The 16,313-nt window shown below is 51.1% G+C and carries 12 protein-coding genes; 8 read left to right on the top strand and 4 right to left on the bottom strand.

The annotated features are described in order from the left end of the window. Both IQ235_RS03690 and IQ235_RS03685 read right to left on the bottom strand, forming a co-directional pair. Nucleotides 1-692: type IV pilus twitching motility protein PilT (locus tag IQ235_RS03690; RefSeq protein WP_264320144.1), on the bottom strand; the 692-nt coding region annotated here is incomplete at its 3' end. 99 nt (nt 693-791) lie between these two features. After that, on the bottom strand, nt 792-2,810 hold the full coding sequence (locus IQ235_RS03685) for a GspE/PulE family protein (protein WP_264320143.1): 2,019 nt from the start codon (nt 2,808-2,810) through the stop codon (nt 792-794). A 1,013-nt stretch (nt 2,811-3,823) separates the two neighbouring features. Here IQ235_RS03685 and grpE point away from each other — a divergent pair. From grpE to rsgA, 5 genes are all read left to right on the top strand, one after another. Further along, nucleotides 3,824-4,552, top strand: coding sequence for a nucleotide exchange factor GrpE (grpE, locus tag IQ235_RS03680; protein WP_441373242.1), 729 nt, complete (start codon nt 3,824-3,826; stop codon nt 4,550-4,552). A gap of 174 nt (nt 4,553-4,726) precedes the next feature. Further along, nucleotides 4,727-6,847 (top strand): molecular chaperone DnaK, encoded by a 2,121-nt coding sequence (dnaK, locus tag IQ235_RS03675; RefSeq protein WP_264320142.1) that lies wholly within the window; start codon nt 4,727-4,729, stop codon nt 6,845-6,847. An 85-nt stretch (nt 6,848-6,932) separates the two neighbouring features. Then, a complete protein-coding gene (dnaJ, locus tag IQ235_RS03670) occupies nt 6,933-8,063 on the top strand; it encodes a molecular chaperone DnaJ (RefSeq protein ID WP_264320141.1) in 1,131 nt (376 codons plus the stop codon). Continuing rightward, a complete protein-coding gene (locus IQ235_RS03665) occupies nt 8,060-8,299 on the top strand; it encodes a sulfurtransferase TusA family protein (RefSeq protein WP_264320140.1) in 240 nt (79 codons plus the stop codon). Before dnaJ ends, IQ235_RS03665 begins: the two co-directional genes overlap by 4 nt. Beyond that, a complete protein-coding gene (gene rsgA, locus IQ235_RS03660; RefSeq protein ID WP_264320139.1) occupies nt 8,296-9,390 on the top strand; it encodes a small ribosomal subunit biogenesis GTPase RsgA in 1,095 nt (364 codons plus the stop codon). The genes IQ235_RS03665 and rsgA overlap by 4 nt, the downstream gene beginning before the upstream one ends. Before the next feature lie 89 nt (nt 9,391-9,479). Here the strand turns inward: rsgA and IQ235_RS03655 are convergent, their stop codons facing one another. After that, entirely contained in the window at nt 9,480-9,710 is a 231-nt protein-coding gene (locus IQ235_RS03655; protein ID WP_264320138.1) for a hypothetical protein, read from the bottom strand. A 43-nt stretch (nt 9,711-9,753) separates the two neighbouring features. Between IQ235_RS03655 and dusA the strand changes: the two genes are divergently transcribed. Both dusA and IQ235_RS03645 read left to right on the top strand, forming a co-directional pair. Next, a complete protein-coding gene (gene dusA / locus IQ235_RS03650) occupies nt 9,754-10,830 on the top strand; it encodes a tRNA dihydrouridine(20/20a) synthase DusA (protein ID WP_264320137.1) in 1,077 nt (358 codons plus the stop codon). Between the two features lie 69 nt (nt 10,831-10,899). Next, nucleotides 10,900-11,928 (top strand): glutathione S-transferase family protein, encoded by a 1,029-nt coding sequence (locus tag IQ235_RS03645; protein ID WP_264320136.1) that lies wholly within the window; start codon nt 10,900-10,902, stop codon nt 11,926-11,928. 413 nt (nt 11,929-12,341) lie between these two features. Here IQ235_RS03645 and IQ235_RS03640 read toward each other — a convergent pair whose 3' ends face one another. Next, nucleotides 12,342-15,569, bottom strand: a complete 3,228-nt coding sequence (locus IQ235_RS03640) for an EAL domain-containing protein (RefSeq protein WP_264320135.1) — start codon at nt 15,567-15,569, stop codon at nt 12,342-12,344. A 473-nt stretch (nt 15,570-16,042) separates the two neighbouring features. Here IQ235_RS03640 and IQ235_RS03635 point away from each other — a divergent pair. Continuing rightward, on the top strand, nt 16,043-16,313 hold a 271-nt coding region (locus tag IQ235_RS03635), incomplete at its 3' end, for an FAD-dependent oxidoreductase (RefSeq protein WP_264320134.1).

Below are 16,313 nucleotides of genomic sequence, written 5' to 3'. Positions count from 1 at the left end.
GTACCGAAGAGCAGGTGACCAGTTTCTGCTGCCGAAATGGCGAGGGAAATCGTTTCCAAGTCCCGCATTTCTCCCACCAGAATGATATCGGGATCTTCACGCAGCGCTGCTTTGAGCGCGTTGCCAAAACTTTTGGTGTCTTCACCTTTCTGGCGCTGGTGAAACAAACTCTTAACGTTGGGAAACACATATTCGATCGGATCTTCAACCGTTAAAATATGCTCGGCGCGCGTCCGATTGATTAAATCGAGAATGGCTGCTAGGGTCGTGGTTTTTCCAGAGCCAGTTTGACCGGTAATTAATACCATGCCCCGAGGTCGCATGGCCATTTCTCGCATAATTTCGGGAACGCCGAGCTTATCAAAGTTGGGAATTTGAGACGCTAACGCTCGCAAGCAAGCTGCAAAGCAACCGCGCTCTCGATACACGTTCACCCGGAAGCGGGAGAGACCTTTGACTCCATAGGCACAGTCTAACTCCCAGTTTTGCTCGAGATCCTTGCGCTGGTTGTTATTGAGCATACTGAAAATCAAGCGCTGGCACTCATCTGGCGCGAGACTTTCCCCAAATTGAGGCTGTGGACCCAGTTTGCCATTGACGCGAAAGTAAATTGGAGCGCCAGCTTGGATGTGCATATCAGAACCCCCCTGTTCGACAAGGGATTCCATCACATCTTCGATCATGTAATCCATTAATTTCCTTCCTTTAATGTAATGACGATCGAGCTTTGAGATCTAGATAAGTTCGAACCTGCCGAATTGCGCGCCGGTGGTTGCTCGTCCTCTCGAATTCTAATCCTGGAAGCGAGGTGTCATGCAGTACGTACAATCCATCCAATCTGGTTCGACCGCAGCTCCGCAGGTCGAACAGGTTAGCGAACTCTTCCGCCTGGCTTTGAGCTCGGCTTCCAAACCCGAATCGGTGAAGGTCACCCGTTCCACTTCTTCAAAGGTGGTATGACCTTGACGAACCAAATCGAGACTATAGGCGAGTAGGGTTTTCATTCCCTGCTCCACTGCTTTTTCGCTAATCCGCTCCGTGGGCGCGCCTTGGTTGATCAAAGCCGCGAGTTCCTCGGAGTTTTGCAGGAACTCGTAGACCCCTACCCGTCCTTTATAGCCCACGCCCGCACACTTCTCGCACAGTTGACCGCTTTCCAAAAGAGCTTTGCGATCGCTTGGAGGAATGGTGTTGGCTTTGTAAAATTCGGTAGTGGCTTCCCCAGAGGTTGACAGCCCGAATCGATTGAGTTCGTCAACGCTGGGGGTATAAGTAATCCGACATTCGCTGCAAACCCGTCGCATCAAGCGCTGAGCCAGAACGCCAAGCAGTGCGCCAGATATCATAAACGGTTCGACACCCATTTCATCTAAACGCGCGATCGCTCCGGCCGCATCGTTGGTATGGAGGGTGGTCAACACTAAGTGACCGGTGAGTGCTGCTTCCATCGCGGTTTTCGCCGTTTCTTTATCCCGCGTTTCCCCCACCAGAATAATATCCGGATCTTGCCGCAGGAATGCCCGCAAAATATTGGAGAAGGTCAAATCTTTTTCTCGAATCACCTGGCATTGGGTAATTCCGGGCAAGGCATATTCGATCGGGTCTTCGGCAGTGCTGATATTTACCCCCGGATCGTTGCGTTCTGCAAGTACCGAGTACAACGTTGTTGATTTACCCGAACCCGTCGGTCCGGTCACCAAAATCAATCCGAAGGGACGACTGGCAACATCTCGAACTTTTTCGAGGGTTTCTTCATCGGAAATTAACTTATCCAAACCCAACTGCGTTGAGGAGTTATCCAGAATCCGCAGAACGATCTTTTCCCCGTAGCGACTGGGTAGGGCACTGACTCGAAAATCCACCGTGCGTCCTTGAAAGACCCGCCGAATCCGACCGTCTTGAGCTTGCCGGCGTTCGGCAATATCCATATCGGAAATGATTTTGAAGCGAGAGGTAATTGCAGGAATGATACTCTTGGGCAGTCGGGGAAACGGCTCCTGGAGAACCCCGTCTTTGCGCATCCGAATTTGTAAATGCTCCTCTTGGGGTTCGACGTGAATATCGGAAACCCCCTCTGACAAGGCTTTTCGTAAAATTTTATTAACTGTATTGACAATGGGTTGCGAATCCGCATCATCACTACCGTCGAGATCCATTCCCTCTGCGGGAGCTTCCTCTAAATCCCCTTCCCCGTCTGCAAACTGAGCAAACGCATCGGCTCCGATCGCATTTTTCTCATCTTGCTTCTGAGCGGCGATCGCGGCTTCCTTACGCTCTTGCTCGTCCAGGCACAACGAAATTAGCTTTTGATAGTCTTCAAGGGCAATGACGCGACGTTGAAGACGAAATCCCGACGACCTCAAAATCCGTTTCAACTCATCCTGAGCTTCCAAATTTTCCGGTTCGACCATTGCCACCACCACCGATGGCAAATCTTCCTTTTGGCGAGATATGGGTACGAAACGATAGCGACGACAACTATCGAGTGGAATCAACTCCATCAGCGGGTTGAGTTGAGCGGTGGAGAGTTCTTCAATTTCGGGATCGAAGGCTTCAACCCCGTGGAGTAACTTCAACTCGAATAACTGCTGCCTTTTGTACTGGCGAACCAGTTCTGGAGGCAGTTGCTGACCCGTCAGACTTTCAATAATATCGGGTAGGGGACGCCCTGACTTCCTGCTTTCTTCTTGAGCCTGAAGCATTTGCTCGGGGGTGATGTGACCACCTTGAATCAGCTTATTGCCAAAGGGCGAGAAGTTGGTCTGGACGACTAAAGCGCGGCGATTTTGGCCTAATCTTGAGAAGGTCATGGCGGGTTTTGCTTATCTCCGTATCGAGGGCGCGATCGATGCGTCGGAAGTCGCAGACGAAACGCACCAGGGTTAATTTTGGCTCGGCGAGGGCGACTAGATCGATAAGACAACCTACAGATACAGTCAGCCATCGAGAGCCAAGAAGTATTGCGATCGATCCTTTGTATACGAGCCTTATTCCATGATTTTAACAACCAATACCTAAATTTTTTCGCTGTATCCAGAGCCGATCGGTGCCGATTTCACCCCAGTCTGAGTCCCATGGGCTAGCTGCTCGCGAGCGATCGTCTTGTTTGGGTTGTCGATTTCGGTCGAACTTACCCAATGGTGTCGGGCTGGCTCAATTTGCCCAAGTATAAGCTATGATAAGCCGCTTCGGACAAACAATCGAGAAACGACTCAATATAAATTGGTAGATCGGTTGGCCGATCGATTTTCCGACTCCAACACCGGCGAATTACGACTTCCAACAATTCTCCGTTCGCTCCCACGTTTACCGTAGGACTGATGCACGAACCCTCAATCTGCCCAGGGCGCCATTCGCCTCTACAAACGATGGTTTCAACCGGATTTCGATCGGTTCCGTACGAGCGATCGCCTGTATGGGAGGCTCGAAAAATCTCTCGCCAGAAAATCCCGCATCGCTTGATACTCTAGAGCAGAAAAATGCCACGTTCGCAAAAAAAAGTAAGTCAAGGAACGATGGAAATAAATGGGATACAAACTCCATTTTTTCAGGACGGCTTTTTGGTATACTAAGCATGCACGCTAATTCGCGTAAACTAACAGACTGAAGCCTTTTAGCTCTAAACATCTCAACGATCGGCAGCTGCGCGAGATGCGTCTTCAAGAAAAAGATTTTGCGAATAGCGTGGCGTAAAAACTCTACATACCCGATCGGACGAAACGGGTATGCTGGGCAAGTGGAAAGTCATTAGACTCTCCACAACCCAAGAATCCTCACTCTCAATCGGTGAGGAGTGTCAAGGCAACCGGATAGTTAGATACAAATGATGGATGAGGAAAAGCAGCTCGAAAATCCCAGAAAATCAACATCGGCAGAAGAATCACCAGCAACTCCCGAAGTGGAAACGGTAGCCCAAGCCAGTGTTGAGAGTGACGCCGATGCATCAGCAACGGAAAACACCGCCAATCGCGTTGTCGATCCTCTAGAAGTAGAGGCAGCAGAAGCCGCAGCTCAAGCTCAAGCCATTAACGATCGAGCCACCGTCGAAGCGTTGACAGAAACGGTCAAAACGACTACGGCACAAGCTGATGAGTTGAAAAGCCAATACGCTCGTTTGGCGGCTGACTTCGATAACTATCGCAAGCGCACCCAGAAAGAGAAAGAGGAGTTAGAGAAACAAGCTCAGTGTACTGCCATCGAAGAGCTATTACCAGTAGTAGACAACTTCGAGCGTGCCAGATCGCAAATCAAACCCCAAACCGATGAGGAATTGGCGATTCACAAGAGCTATCAAGGGGTTTACAGGCAAATGGTAGACTGCCTCAAAAAACTAGGAGTCGCACCCATGCGTCCGGAGGGACAACCCTTCGACCCCAATTTCCACGAAGCCGTGATGCGAGAAGCCACCGGCGAATACGAGGAAGGAACGGTGATGGAAGAACTGATGCGAGGCTATATCATGGGAGAGCGAGTGTTGCGCCATGCCATGGTCAAAGTCTCCACAGCTCCCGAACCCGACTCAGAATCCCCCGATGAGTCCGAAAACTCGTAAGCTTAGCCCAGGTCATCCGCACTGAGACGAATGGTTCTGGTGTCGCTTGCCGTATCCGTTCGATCCAAACAACTTTCGATCGAGTGCTAAGATATCCGTAAGAATTCCCCGAAGTCTTTCGGGGAATGTGCTAACAAGGCTTAATTTCGCAAAGTAACACCCACCAATAACGCTATGGGAAAAGTCATTGGTATCGACCTAGGGACAACCAACAGTTGCGTGGCTGTTCTAGAGGGCGGCAAACCCATCGTGATTACGAACTCCGAGGGCGGGCGAACCACCCCGAGTATGTTGGGGTTCGGCAAATCGGGAGAGCGCCTCGTGGGTCAACTGGCCAAGCGACAAGCCGTCACTAATGCTGAAAATACAGTCTTCAGTATCAAACGCTTTATCGGTCGTCGGTGGGAAGATACGGAAGAAGAACGCAGCCGAGTCCCTTACAACTGCATCACCGGTCGAGATAACACGGTTGATGTCAAAATTCGCGGTCGCACCCACACGCCCCAAGAAATTTCGGCAATGATTTTGCAAAAGCTCAAACAGGATGCCGAAGCATACCTGGGCGAGTCCGTCTATCAGGCCGTGATTACCGTTCCGGCCTACTTCACCGACGCGCAACGGCAAGCGACCAAGGATGCAGGTACGATCGCCGGGCTTGAAGTCCTGCGAATTGTGAACGAACCGACGGCTGCTGCTCTCTCCTATGGTTTAGAAAAACAGGATTGCGACCAAACGATACTGGTCTTCGACCTGGGTGGAGGAACCTTCGACGTCTCGGTTCTTCAGTTAGGAGATGGCATTTTTGAAGTCAAAGCCACGTCAGGAAACAATCACCTGGGTGGGGATGATTTTGACAATGTTATCGTGCGTTGGATCGTTAATGCATTCCGCGAAAAAGAAGGCATCGACCTTTCTGTCGATAAGATGGCCCTGCAGCGCATCCGAGAAGCAGCAGAAAAAGCCAAAATCGAGTTGTCGGGCGCGAACTCGACCACTATTAACTTACCGTTTATTACCGCCGATGAAACGGGTCCCAAACACATCGAGATTCAGCTGAGTCGTTCGGAGTTCGAGACCCTCGCCAAGCCTTTAATCGACGGAACCATCGAGCCGGTGGTGCAATCCCTCGCCGATGCCGGTCTCGAACCGAGCGATATCGATCGGATCATCATCGTCGGCGGCTCCACTCGTATTCCTGCCGTCCAAAAAGCCATCAGCGACTACTTTGGCGGTCAAGTGCCCGATCGCTCCGTCAATCCCGATGAAGCAGTTGCCACCGGGGCAGCCATCCAGGCTGGGGTACTGGGGGGAGAAGTGCGCGATGTGTTGCTGCTCGATGTCACCCCTCTTTCCCTGGGGATCGAAACTTTGGGAGAAGTCTTCACCAAAATTATCGATCGCAACACCACCATTCCCACCAGCAAGTCCCAAATGTTCTCGACGGCAACCGACGGGCAAACATCCGTGGAAGTTCACGTTCTCCAAGGAGAACGGGCAATGGCTAAAGATAATAAGAGTTTGGGGAAATTTCTGCTGATGGGAATTCCACCAGCCCCCCGAGGGATTCCTCAAATCGAAGTCTCTTTCGATATTGATGCCAACGGAATTCTCAAAGTCTCTGCCCGAGATAAAGGAACCGGACGCGAACAAGGGATTCAGATTAGTAATACCGGTGGATTGAGTTCCGAGGAAATCGAGCGGATGCGTCAAGAGGCCGACCTATACGCTGATGAAGATTCCCAACAGCGAGAACTCATCGAACTGGCCAATCAAGCCGAAAGCCTATTCTACAATTACCAGCAGACCCTCGAGCACAATGCTGCCTTAATTGGCGAGCAGTTGAAAGGTCAAGTCGATGAAAAAGCAAAAACCCTCGAAGCAGCTCTCAACGATCCATCCGCCAGTCTTGAAGAGGTCAAAGCCTCTCTAGAGGCATTCCAGAAAGGGTTATTTTCCATCGGATCGGCGGTTTACCAACAATCGAATCCCGACATGACCCCCTCAGAACCCCAACCAACAGCGGATTCACCGAGCGCGAACGATCGATCTCCGAGCCGATCGCTATCGACCCAGGACGTCCCTGAAAATGGAGAGGTTCAGTTCGACGACCTCGAAGCAGACGACCTCGCCCACGAGGACGACGACTTCGATTTACTCTCCAAACCCAATCAAGCCGCTTCCCCCGAGCGAACACCCTCGAAATCCTCGGCAACCGGGGAGTTCGATCCCTTTGCCGCTGGTGCATCCCAAGGATCTAGTTCTGAAGAAGATGATGGGAGCAATCCTTTCGTCTAGGGACAATCCCAACTCCAAGCGACGGGTTCTCCTCTCGCGCGATCGATGACTATCCTCAGTTCTTTACTATTGACAGCAACACGCTATGGCCGGTGACTATTACGAAACTCTAGGTGTCTCCCGTTCTGCGGATAAAGAAGAAATTAAGCGAGCTTACCGTCGTTTGGCTCGTAAATATCATCCTGATGTCAATAAAGAAGCGGGAGCTGAAGATCGCTTTAAAGACATTAATCGCGCCTATGAAGTACTCTCAGAACCCGAACTGCGGTCTCGTTACGATCGCTTCGGGGAAGCCGGGGTCGGTTCGGGTGCGGCCGGTGGTGGCGGATTCCAAGACTTAAACGATATGAGCGGCTTTGCTGATATCTTTGAAAGTTTCTTCGGTGGATTTGGCGGCGGTACGGCTCAAACCTCCCGTCGGCGGGGGGGACCGGTTCGCGGAGACGACCTGCGGCTCGACTTAAAATTAGATTTTCGCGAAGCAGTCTTTGGCGGCGAAAAAGAAATTCGCATCTCTCACCTCGAAACCTGTGAAACTTGCGACGGTAGCGGAGCCAAACCGGGCACGCGACCGAGCGGCTGTTCCACTTGTAACGGTTCGGGTCAAGTGCGCCGCGCCACCCGCACCCCCTTCGGCAGCTTCACCCAAGTCTCCGTTTGCCCCACCTGTAACGGTACGGGTCAAGTCATTGCCGACAAGTGCAACTCTTGCGGCGGCAAGGGTCAGAAGCAAGAAACCAAAAAGCTCAAAATTACCATTCCCGCTGGGGTAGACAACGGGACGCGCCTGCGAGTCTCTAACGAAGGAGATGCAGGAGCGCGAAAAGGGCCGGCAGGAGATTTGTACGTTTACCTCTTTGTTAAAGACGATTCCGAATTTCAACGGGATGGAATTAATATTCTCTCCGAGATAAAAATTAGCTACTTGCAGGCGATTTTAGGTTGCCGCTTGCCTGTGGAGACCGTAGATGGGGAAGTCGAGTTGCTGGTGCCGTCGGGAACCCAACCGGGAACAGTGATGACATTAGAAAATCGCGGTGTTCCTCGCTTGGGCAATCCCGTCAGTCGAGGCGATCATTTAATTACCATCGAAATCGATATTCCCACGAAACTCACCACCGAAGAACGGGAGTTATTGGAAAAATTGGCAAAAATCAAAGGCGATCGCATCGGCAAAGGCGGTGTGGAAGGATTTTTAGGGGGACTGTTTAAATGAACCCGGATCGAAAACTCGATTTGCGGGGGACACCCTGCCCGATGAATTTTGTCCGCACCAAACTGCAACTCGAACAGATGAATGCCGGTCAGCGCCTGGAAGTGTGGCTCGATCCCGGAGAACCCGTCGAGCAAGTGCCCGATAGTTTGGTGATGGCCGGCTACACCGTCGAGAAAGTCGAAGATCGCGATGACTTTTTTGCCCTGCTGGTTCAAAAACCGACGTTGGTGGCATGAGCGATCGAGAAACGGCACTCGATGAATTGGAGATCGCCCCGTTGGTGGGGACGGTATTGGCAGTACAGGCTAACTTCTATCGCGTTCAGCTCGATCCCCAACATCCCGATATCCCTGCTGGGGTTTCCCGATTTTTGCTATGCACCCGCCGCAGCCGATTGAAAAAAATCGGTCAGAAAGTGATGGTCGGCGATCGAGCGATCGTCGAAGAACCAGATTGGGAAGGAGGACGCGGGGCAATTTCCCAAGTGCTGCCGCGAACCAGCGAACTCGATCGCCCGCCGATTGCTAATGTCGATCGAATACTCCTAGTTTTTGCCCTGGTCGATCCACCTTTAGAACCCTATCAACTCAGCCGATTTTTAGTCAAAGCCGAATCCACCGGTTTGGAAGTGGGTTTGTGTTTGAATAAAATAGATTTAGTGACTCCCGAGGTGGTAGACCGCTGGTGCGATCGCCTGCAAAAATGGGGCTACGATCCCCAACCCATCGGTGTCAGTAGTGGGTTTGGCTTAACAGAACTCCGTCGCGGGTTGGCTGGAAAAATTACCGTCGTTTCCGGGCCCTCTGGGGTGGGGAAGTCCAGTCTGATCGATCGTCTCGTTCCTTCAGTTCACCTGCGAACGGCCCCGGTTTCGGGGAAACTCGGTCGGGGTCGCCATACCACCCGCCACGTTGAGTTGTTCGACCTTCCCGACGGCGGCTTGCTTGCCGATACTCCTGGCTTCAACCAGCCTGACTTCAATTGCGAACCGTCCGAGTTAGTGGGGTATTTCCCCGAAGCCCGATATCCCTTAAGTCGCGGACGGTGCCAATTTAGCAATTGTTTGCATCGAGACGAACCCAATTGTGTTATTGCCCGAGATTGGGAACGCTACGACCATTATGTCGAGTTTGTAAACGAAGCGATCGCCCGGCAGGAAATGTTACAACAATTAGGAGAGAAAGAATCAAACCTAAAACGAAAAACCACCCGAGCAGGGAAATCGGAATACGAACCCAAGCTCGCATCTAAGAAGTATCGTCGCCAATCTCGACGTTGGCAGCATCAAAATCTTCAAGAGTTGTGTGAAGACCTAGAAGAAGTCTAGTGGGGTTGTGTTTTCAAGACAGTGCAGCCCGACAGTTTAAGTTTCTAAGATTGTATCTACGATATGCTTTGCGCTGTATTTTGGGTCTGTCAATTCCCATCGGGAATCGCAAGAAAACGTTGGCAGCGATTTCCCTTAACCGTTCCATAAGATGCGATCGATTTAGATTTAGCATCCTTTTTCGATGCAGATCGAATCGCCATCGATCGCCAACCCGGCAAACTAGAATCCATAACTTGACCTTGGATGTACGGCACGTTGACGATACTTTCCAACACCGCCAGGTACGACTCGCCTTCAAGAAGTCTCGATCGAATCACCGTTTATCTGTCTTGCTCATCTAGCGAACGAATATTGAAATACATGACGATGTCAAGCACCGCAGTAATCTCAAATTCTTTGCGTACCTTCGCCCAAATTTCTGATGGTAGCAATCCATTGAGCGTGGCGCCAATGATGGATCGTACCGATCGCCACTTTCGCTACTTCATGCGTCAGATTACCCGTCGCACCCGGCTTTACACCGAAATGATTACCACCGGGGCGATCTTACACGGCGATCGCGCCAAACTTCTGGGCTTCTCTCCGGAAGAAAAACCCCTCGTTCTCCAAATCGGCGGCGACAACCCCGTCGAACTGGCTGAATGCGCCCGAGTCGCCGCAGGGCTAGGATACGACCAGATCGATCTCAACGTCGGTTGTCCGAGCGATCGGGTGCAAAATGGCAACTTTGGTGCTTGCTTGATGGCGCAACCCGAACGGGTGGCAAAAGCCGTAGAAGCCATGCAAAAAGCTGTTAATATTCCCATCAGCGTCAAACATCGCATCGGCATCGACGATCGAGACGCCTACGAAGATATGGCTAATTTCGTCCGCATCGTCTCAGAAGCGGGCTGTCGGCAATTTAGCGTCCACGCGCGCAAAGCTTGGTTGCAAGGACTTAGCCCCAAAGAAAACCGCGACATTCCTCCCTTGCGCTACGAAGACGTACATCGCCTCAAACAGGATTTTCCCCATCTGTTCGTTCAAATTAACGGCGGTTTCACCAGTTTGGAACAGGCCCGAGGGCAGTACGAATTTGTCGATGCGGTTATGATCGGGCGTGCGGCCTACGATAACCCCTACCTCTTTGCCACCGCCGATCGCGATATCTACGGCGAGCAGACGACGCCACCGACCCGCGAACAGGTTGCCGAATCTATGTTCGACTATTGCGATCGCTGGACGGCTAACGGGTTTAAATTACACAGCATTACCCGGCATATGCTCCAACTGTTTACCGGAGTGCCCGGAACGAAAGCCTGGAAGCGATACCTCAGCGAAAATGCCAACCGTCCGGGGGCAGATTCTCGAGTGATTGCCGAAGCCCTCGATCGCGTACGGCAATACCAAACAGCCCAGGAGATCGAGAGCGATCGCCTGCAAATGATGAGTCGTTAGACTGAAGGCATTGTGGGGGGGGGTAGGGAGAAGGAATCAAATCAAACATCGCACAATCTCAAATGTTCTATGGCTCAATCTACCCCTCCTTCCAGTCGAAAAAAAGGCAAATCGCTTCCCTCTAAATACATCGTCAAACTGGGTAAATTTGTTTGGACGACGATGTGGCAGACGATGATGTCGCAATTGGCCCCGCGCAGCAAGTCGGGGGAGTATTTGCGGCCCGAGAGTCAGTTTCGCAACTCCATCGGTACTGAAGCGGGGAATCCCTATCTCCCGGCCACCGGACGCTACCATCTGGTGGTGGGGACGGGATGTCCGTGGGCCCATCGGACGTTAGTGGTGCGGACGCTCAAAGGGTTGGAAGAGACGATCGCCGTGGAGATCGTCTCGCCATCAACCGATGAAGGATTTTGGATTTTCGATCGCCCCTTTGAGGGGTGTCGGACTTTGCCCGAATTCTACCAACTCGCCCAACCGGGATATAGCGGACGCTGCACGGTTCCGGTGCTGTGGGATAGTCAAAATCGGGCGATCGTCAATAACGAAAGTGCGGAAATTATCGAGATTCTGAACTCCCAATTCAACGAGTTCGCCCGAAATCCGGAACTGGATTTGTATCCCAGCCAATGGCAAGAAGAAATCGATCGCTGGAACGAGAAGATTTACAATACGGTGAATAACGGCGTGTATCGCTGCGGGTTCGCCCAAACTCAGGCTGCTTACGATCGCGTTTGCAGCGAACTGTTTGCCACCCTCGACGAAATCGATGGGGTCTTGGCAGCGAAGCGATATTTATGCGGCGATGGCGTGACGCTGGCGGACGTGCGACTGTTTACGACGCTGTTTCGGTTCGATATCGTCTATTACGGACTCTTCAAGTGCAATCGCCGCCGCATCCGGGATTATCAGCATTTAGGAATGTACTTGCGGGATTTGTACCAGCTACCCGGTGTTGCCAAGACTTGCGATCTCGATAGTATCAAGCGAGACTACTACGGCAATCTTTTTCCCCTCAATCCGGGGGGCATTATCCCATCAGGACCCGATATGGCAAATTTGATGGAAACTCACGGAAGAGAGTTGATGGGGAGATAGGGGGGCTGAGGAGAAGAGATGAAGCGATCGCTCAATTGTAACGAACGAGCCAAACTTGATATTATTTCCCCCGTTCCCTCTTTTTTGGAGATATAGCGCTTTGTCCTCAGTTTATTTACACAATCGATAAAACCGGCTTTTTCCATTTCCCATTCCCCCTTTCCGAATTCTGAATTCCGCGCTTGCGAATTCATCTCCCCATTCCCCCAGGGCTGTTTCATTCTCGATTTTGACTAGGATTTTAGGTGCTTTCAGACATCGGCAACTCGAATCAATGAAGCCGGAAATAACCGGTTCTCGTAAATGCATAAAATGTCGCAATATAGAATGCCCTGCCCATTCCCCATTCCCGAACCCGCAAAACTTGTAACGAAAAGGGCGCGAACTGCTCTATCTTTTAACCGAACTCGATATTAACCCATAGCAATATGCTTTAAGCTTACCTGCTCGAGCAATGCCATGGCATCATCGGCACTCAACGGTTGACTGACAGAATATCCTTGAATTTCCTCACATTTGAGATGACTCAATAATTCTCGCTGTTCGTCAGTTTCCACCCCTTCAGCCACCACACTCAAATTGAGACCGCGACCCAATGCCAGAATCGCATGGACGATCGCAATATCCGTCGAGCTAGTACTGAGTTCCCGAATAAAAGCGCGATCGATCTTAATTTTATTAAAGGGAAACTTTTTGAGATAACTTAAAGAAGCATAGCCGATACCAAAATCATCTAGGGTAATTCGCACGCCCATATTTTGTAGTTTTCGCAAGATTCCACAGGTTAAATCCACATCTTGCAGTGCCGTTGTTTCCGTAATTTCTAACTCTAGAAAATGCGGAGCCAATTGAGTTGTCTCCAAAACTTGCACCACCATTTCCACTAAGTTGAGTTGTTTGAACTGCCGAGCAGAAAGATTAACAGCCATACAAATTAATGGTAAGCCGCGAGTTTGCCATTTTTGATTTTGGGTGCAAGCGGTTTGTAGAACCCATTGACCGATTTGCACCATCAGACCCATTTCTTCAGCTAAGGGAATAAAGGTTTGGGGCGAAATCAAGCCTAACTCGGGATGCTGCCAATAGGTCAGGGCTTCCATCCCCGTAATCTTACCGGTTTGGGTATTGACTTGCGGTTGGTAATAGATGACAAACTCTTGGTTTTCCAGAGCTTGATGCAAACTGTTGCGCAAAATTAACGATTCGGAAGCCTCCGAACTCATCACCGGTTGGTAAAGCTGATAGTTATTGCGCCCTTTATCTTTCGCCCGATAGAGGGCAACATCGGCGTGCTTGGTGAGGGTTTCGGCATCTTGGCCATCGTCGGGATAGATGGCAATGCCGATGCTGCTGGAAACGCGCAACTGATGGTTGTCGATATAAAAAGCCGGTTGCAGTGCCGCCAACAGTCGCTGGGAAATTTGAACCACATCTTCCGAGCCGTGAATATCGGGAAGTAATAAGATAAACTCATCTCCCCCCCAACGAGCGATCGTGTCGCAATCTCTCAAGCAAGCGGCCAATCGCTTTGCCATTTGTTGCAACAGGGTATCGCCGATGGGATGACCCAGGGTATCGTCAATCAGTTTGAAGCGATCGACATCCAGAAACATCACCGCCAACCGGTGACCGTGCTTCCGCGCTTCTTCCAAAGCTCTGGGCAGTTGGATATCGAAGAGCATTCGGTTGGGCAATCCCGTAAGTAGATCGTGGGAAGCTTGATGGCGCATCTCCGTTTCCGCCTGATAGCGTTGCAGCGCTCCTCCCAGGGTCGCCGAAATCGCTTTGAGGATAGATTCTTCGTTACTCGACCACTGACGCTCTCGATGGCAATCTCCGAAGCCGATAAAGCCCCAAAATTGGCGATCGAGATAGATGGGAACCATCAGGATCGAAACAATCCCGTCGTTGGCGAGAACCCACCGTTCGGATTCAGGTAAGTCTCGGGTCAAACCGCTGGCCAAACTCCCCCTTGAGAGGGTTTCGTACCATTGAGCGAGAGGGGTGGGACTCTCTGTGGAAAGGTCGATTTGTCCGGTTGACGGGGCAGTGGATGCGGTGTTGGACTTCTGGGAGAGGCTGCTGACCCATTCAAACCGCTTCTGCATTGCCAGCGTATCTGGCATGGGTTCTGCTTGGGCTTCGCAGATATAAACTCGATCGACATTGGCGGCCATTCCTAAAGCTGCCAGAGCTTGGTTGGCCGCAACTTGGTAATCGGGTTCGGAAATTAGGTAGTTCATTGCCTCGGCGACCCCCCGCAGCAAGCGATCGCATTGCTGTACTTCAGCTTCAGCTTGCTTGCGCAGGGTAATATCCTCGACGGTTCCCTCGTATCGCAACACCCGACCGCGCGCGTCGCGGATAGCACGAGCATTCTCGTTCACCCAAATGATACTGCCATCCTGGCGATACACTTGAAATTCAAACACCCAGACCCGATCGTTTTTGCACAGAAGCTGGGTAAATTCCCTTCGACGTTCGGGATTGACGTACAGTTGTCCGGGAATATCGCGAATGGCTTCGATCAACTCCTCTGCCGAATCGTATCCGTAAATTCGAGCCAGCATCGGATTCGCTGCTAGAAACCGACCGCCAGGGGAACTTTGAAAGATACCCTCTACCGCATTTTCAAAAATCTGGCGATATTTGGATTCCGCTTGCCACAGGGCCACTTCCGTTTGCTTTTGCTGGAGGAGCATTCCCAATCGAGCGGCGATCGTTTCGATGAGTTCCACCACTTTTTCATCGGGGTTGCGCGCTGCGAGAAGAAAAAATCCCAACACCCCCATCACCCGATCGTTTGCGATTATCGGAATGCCAAAACCGGCTTTGAGTCCGCATCTCGATGCAACCTCAGCTCTCAAGAACCGGGATGTGGGCTGGCGGGAAACGTCTTGATTCCACTCATTTTTTTTCGACAACCAGACCCGTCCGGGCAATCCGGTTCCCCGAGAAAAGGTCATGGATTCGGTTTGCGCTCGAAACTCTTGCAGCAAACCCGCGCGATCGTACCAAGCTCGACTGCATTCTAGTACCGAGTCATCGGCGTTGGGCATCCAGATTTCTCCGTAATCCCAACCCGTCGCGTCGCAAACTTGTTTTAGCACTGCCGTCAAAGTCGTTTCGAGATCCAGGGAGTCGTTGAGATGAGTTTGGCTCGGATGTAAGGCAATGGAGATCGATCGCAACAGTTGGGTTTCGACCGCCAAACGTTCTTCTTGGCTGCGATCTTCGCAAATCCCAACGATGTGAGAAATGGTATCGTTGGTTTCGATTACAGGAGAGAGAGTCATCAGTATGCGATCGTAATTGTCACTCGTACGAACGGAAATTGGGCGACGAATGGTTTGTCGCTGGTGATAGCACTCACTCAGACAATCATTCAAAATTTGGACAACCTTTGGATTCAGGCTGTCTGGCAACGGCACAGATCGATTGTCGAACGATTCCACCGGCAGTATTTTTCTCAAAGCTGGGTTTGTTGCCACCCAGAAGAATTTTGCGGGTCGGGAGGGATTTGATATGGCTGTTTCGATAGCGACAACAAATATCCCATTGGGATGGTGCTCCAAGATCGCCTGTAATGGGGCTTGATGCTCGCTCAAAAACTGCCACATTGGTTTGTCGTGAGCTACCATATATTTCTCGACTAGCTGATTCCCCACGCTGCTTGCATTCTAAAGTTGGTGACCCAAAACTCACAAATTCAGTAATATCTCGGACAACTTGCGTGATATTACTTAGATTAAACGATTTTCACGGGAAAAAGTTACGAAAAAACACTTAATTTAACACCTTGTTCAAGTGTAACGTGCAAGTTGCCGCACACCGACCCCGCAGGCAGATCTATTGAGGTCACCGTTTAAGCGGGAACTTCCCTAAACCCTTTAAGGTATCTTTTTTCAGCTCCCACCTCAAGATAAATGCCTCCACAGATCGGTAGTGCCCCCATTGAGACACCCCCCAATAGAGGAGTCACGCGATCGGATCTTTTGAGTAACCTTTCTTAAATGAGTGGATTTCCCGATTGGCTGACTTCAATAGATGTGCGGCTCTCTTACCCCGAAAGAATCGACCTACAATTAAACAACAAGACCAGAGAGCATAGAGCATGACATACGACTACAATTTATTTGTCATCGGGGCCGGTTCGGGGGGCTTGGCGGCTTCCAAACGCGCGGCATCTTACGGCGCGAAGGTGGCGATCGCCGAATCCGATCTCGTCGGCGGAACCTGCGTCATTCGGGGTTGCTTTCCCAAAAAACTGATGGTCTACGCTTCGACGTTTTCTCATCTGTATGAAGATGCGGTGGGTTATGGCTGGAAGCCGGTGAAGGCGAGTTTTGACTGGTCGAAGCTCGTCGAAGTCGTCCATAATGAAG

This window comes from Zarconia navalis LEGE 11467 (assembly GCF_015207075.1).
Taxonomy (GTDB): Bacteria; Cyanobacteriota; Cyanobacteriia; order Cyanobacteriales; family Geitlerinemataceae; genus Zarconia; species Zarconia navalis.
Note: the sequence above shows the minus strand (reverse complement) of the source record. Positions and strands in the feature narration are given on the sequence as shown.

Bases quoted from the DNA above. Each gene is read 5' to 3' on its own strand.
- IQ235_RS03685 (WP_264320143.1), bottom strand. From the start codon at position 2,810: ATGACCTTCTCAAGATTAGGCCAAAATCGCCGCGCTTTAGTCGTCCAG.
- grpE (WP_441373242.1), top strand. From the start codon at position 3,824: ATGATGGATGAGGAAAAGCAGCTCGAAAATCCCAGAAAATCAACATCG.
- dnaK (WP_264320142.1), top strand. From the start codon at position 4,727: ATGGGAAAAGTCATTGGTATCGACCTAGGGACAACCAACAGTTGCGTG.
- dnaJ (WP_264320141.1), top strand. From the start codon at position 6,933: ATGGCCGGTGACTATTACGAAACTCTAGGTGTCTCCCGTTCTGCGGAT.
- IQ235_RS03665 (WP_264320140.1), top strand. From the start codon at position 8,060: ATGAACCCGGATCGAAAACTCGATTTGCGGGGGACACCCTGCCCGATG.
- rsgA (WP_264320139.1), top strand. From the start codon at position 8,296: ATGAGCGATCGAGAAACGGCACTCGATGAATTGGAGATCGCCCCGTTG.
- dusA (WP_264320137.1), top strand. From the start codon at position 9,754: ATGACGATGTCAAGCACCGCAGTAATCTCAAATTCTTTGCGTACCTTC.
- IQ235_RS03645 (WP_264320136.1), top strand. From the start codon at position 10,900: ATGGCTCAATCTACCCCTCCTTCCAGTCGAAAAAAAGGCAAATCGCTT.
- IQ235_RS03640 (WP_264320135.1), bottom strand. From the start codon at position 15,569: ATGGTAGCTCACGACAAACCAATGTGGCAGTTTTTGAGCGAGCATCAA.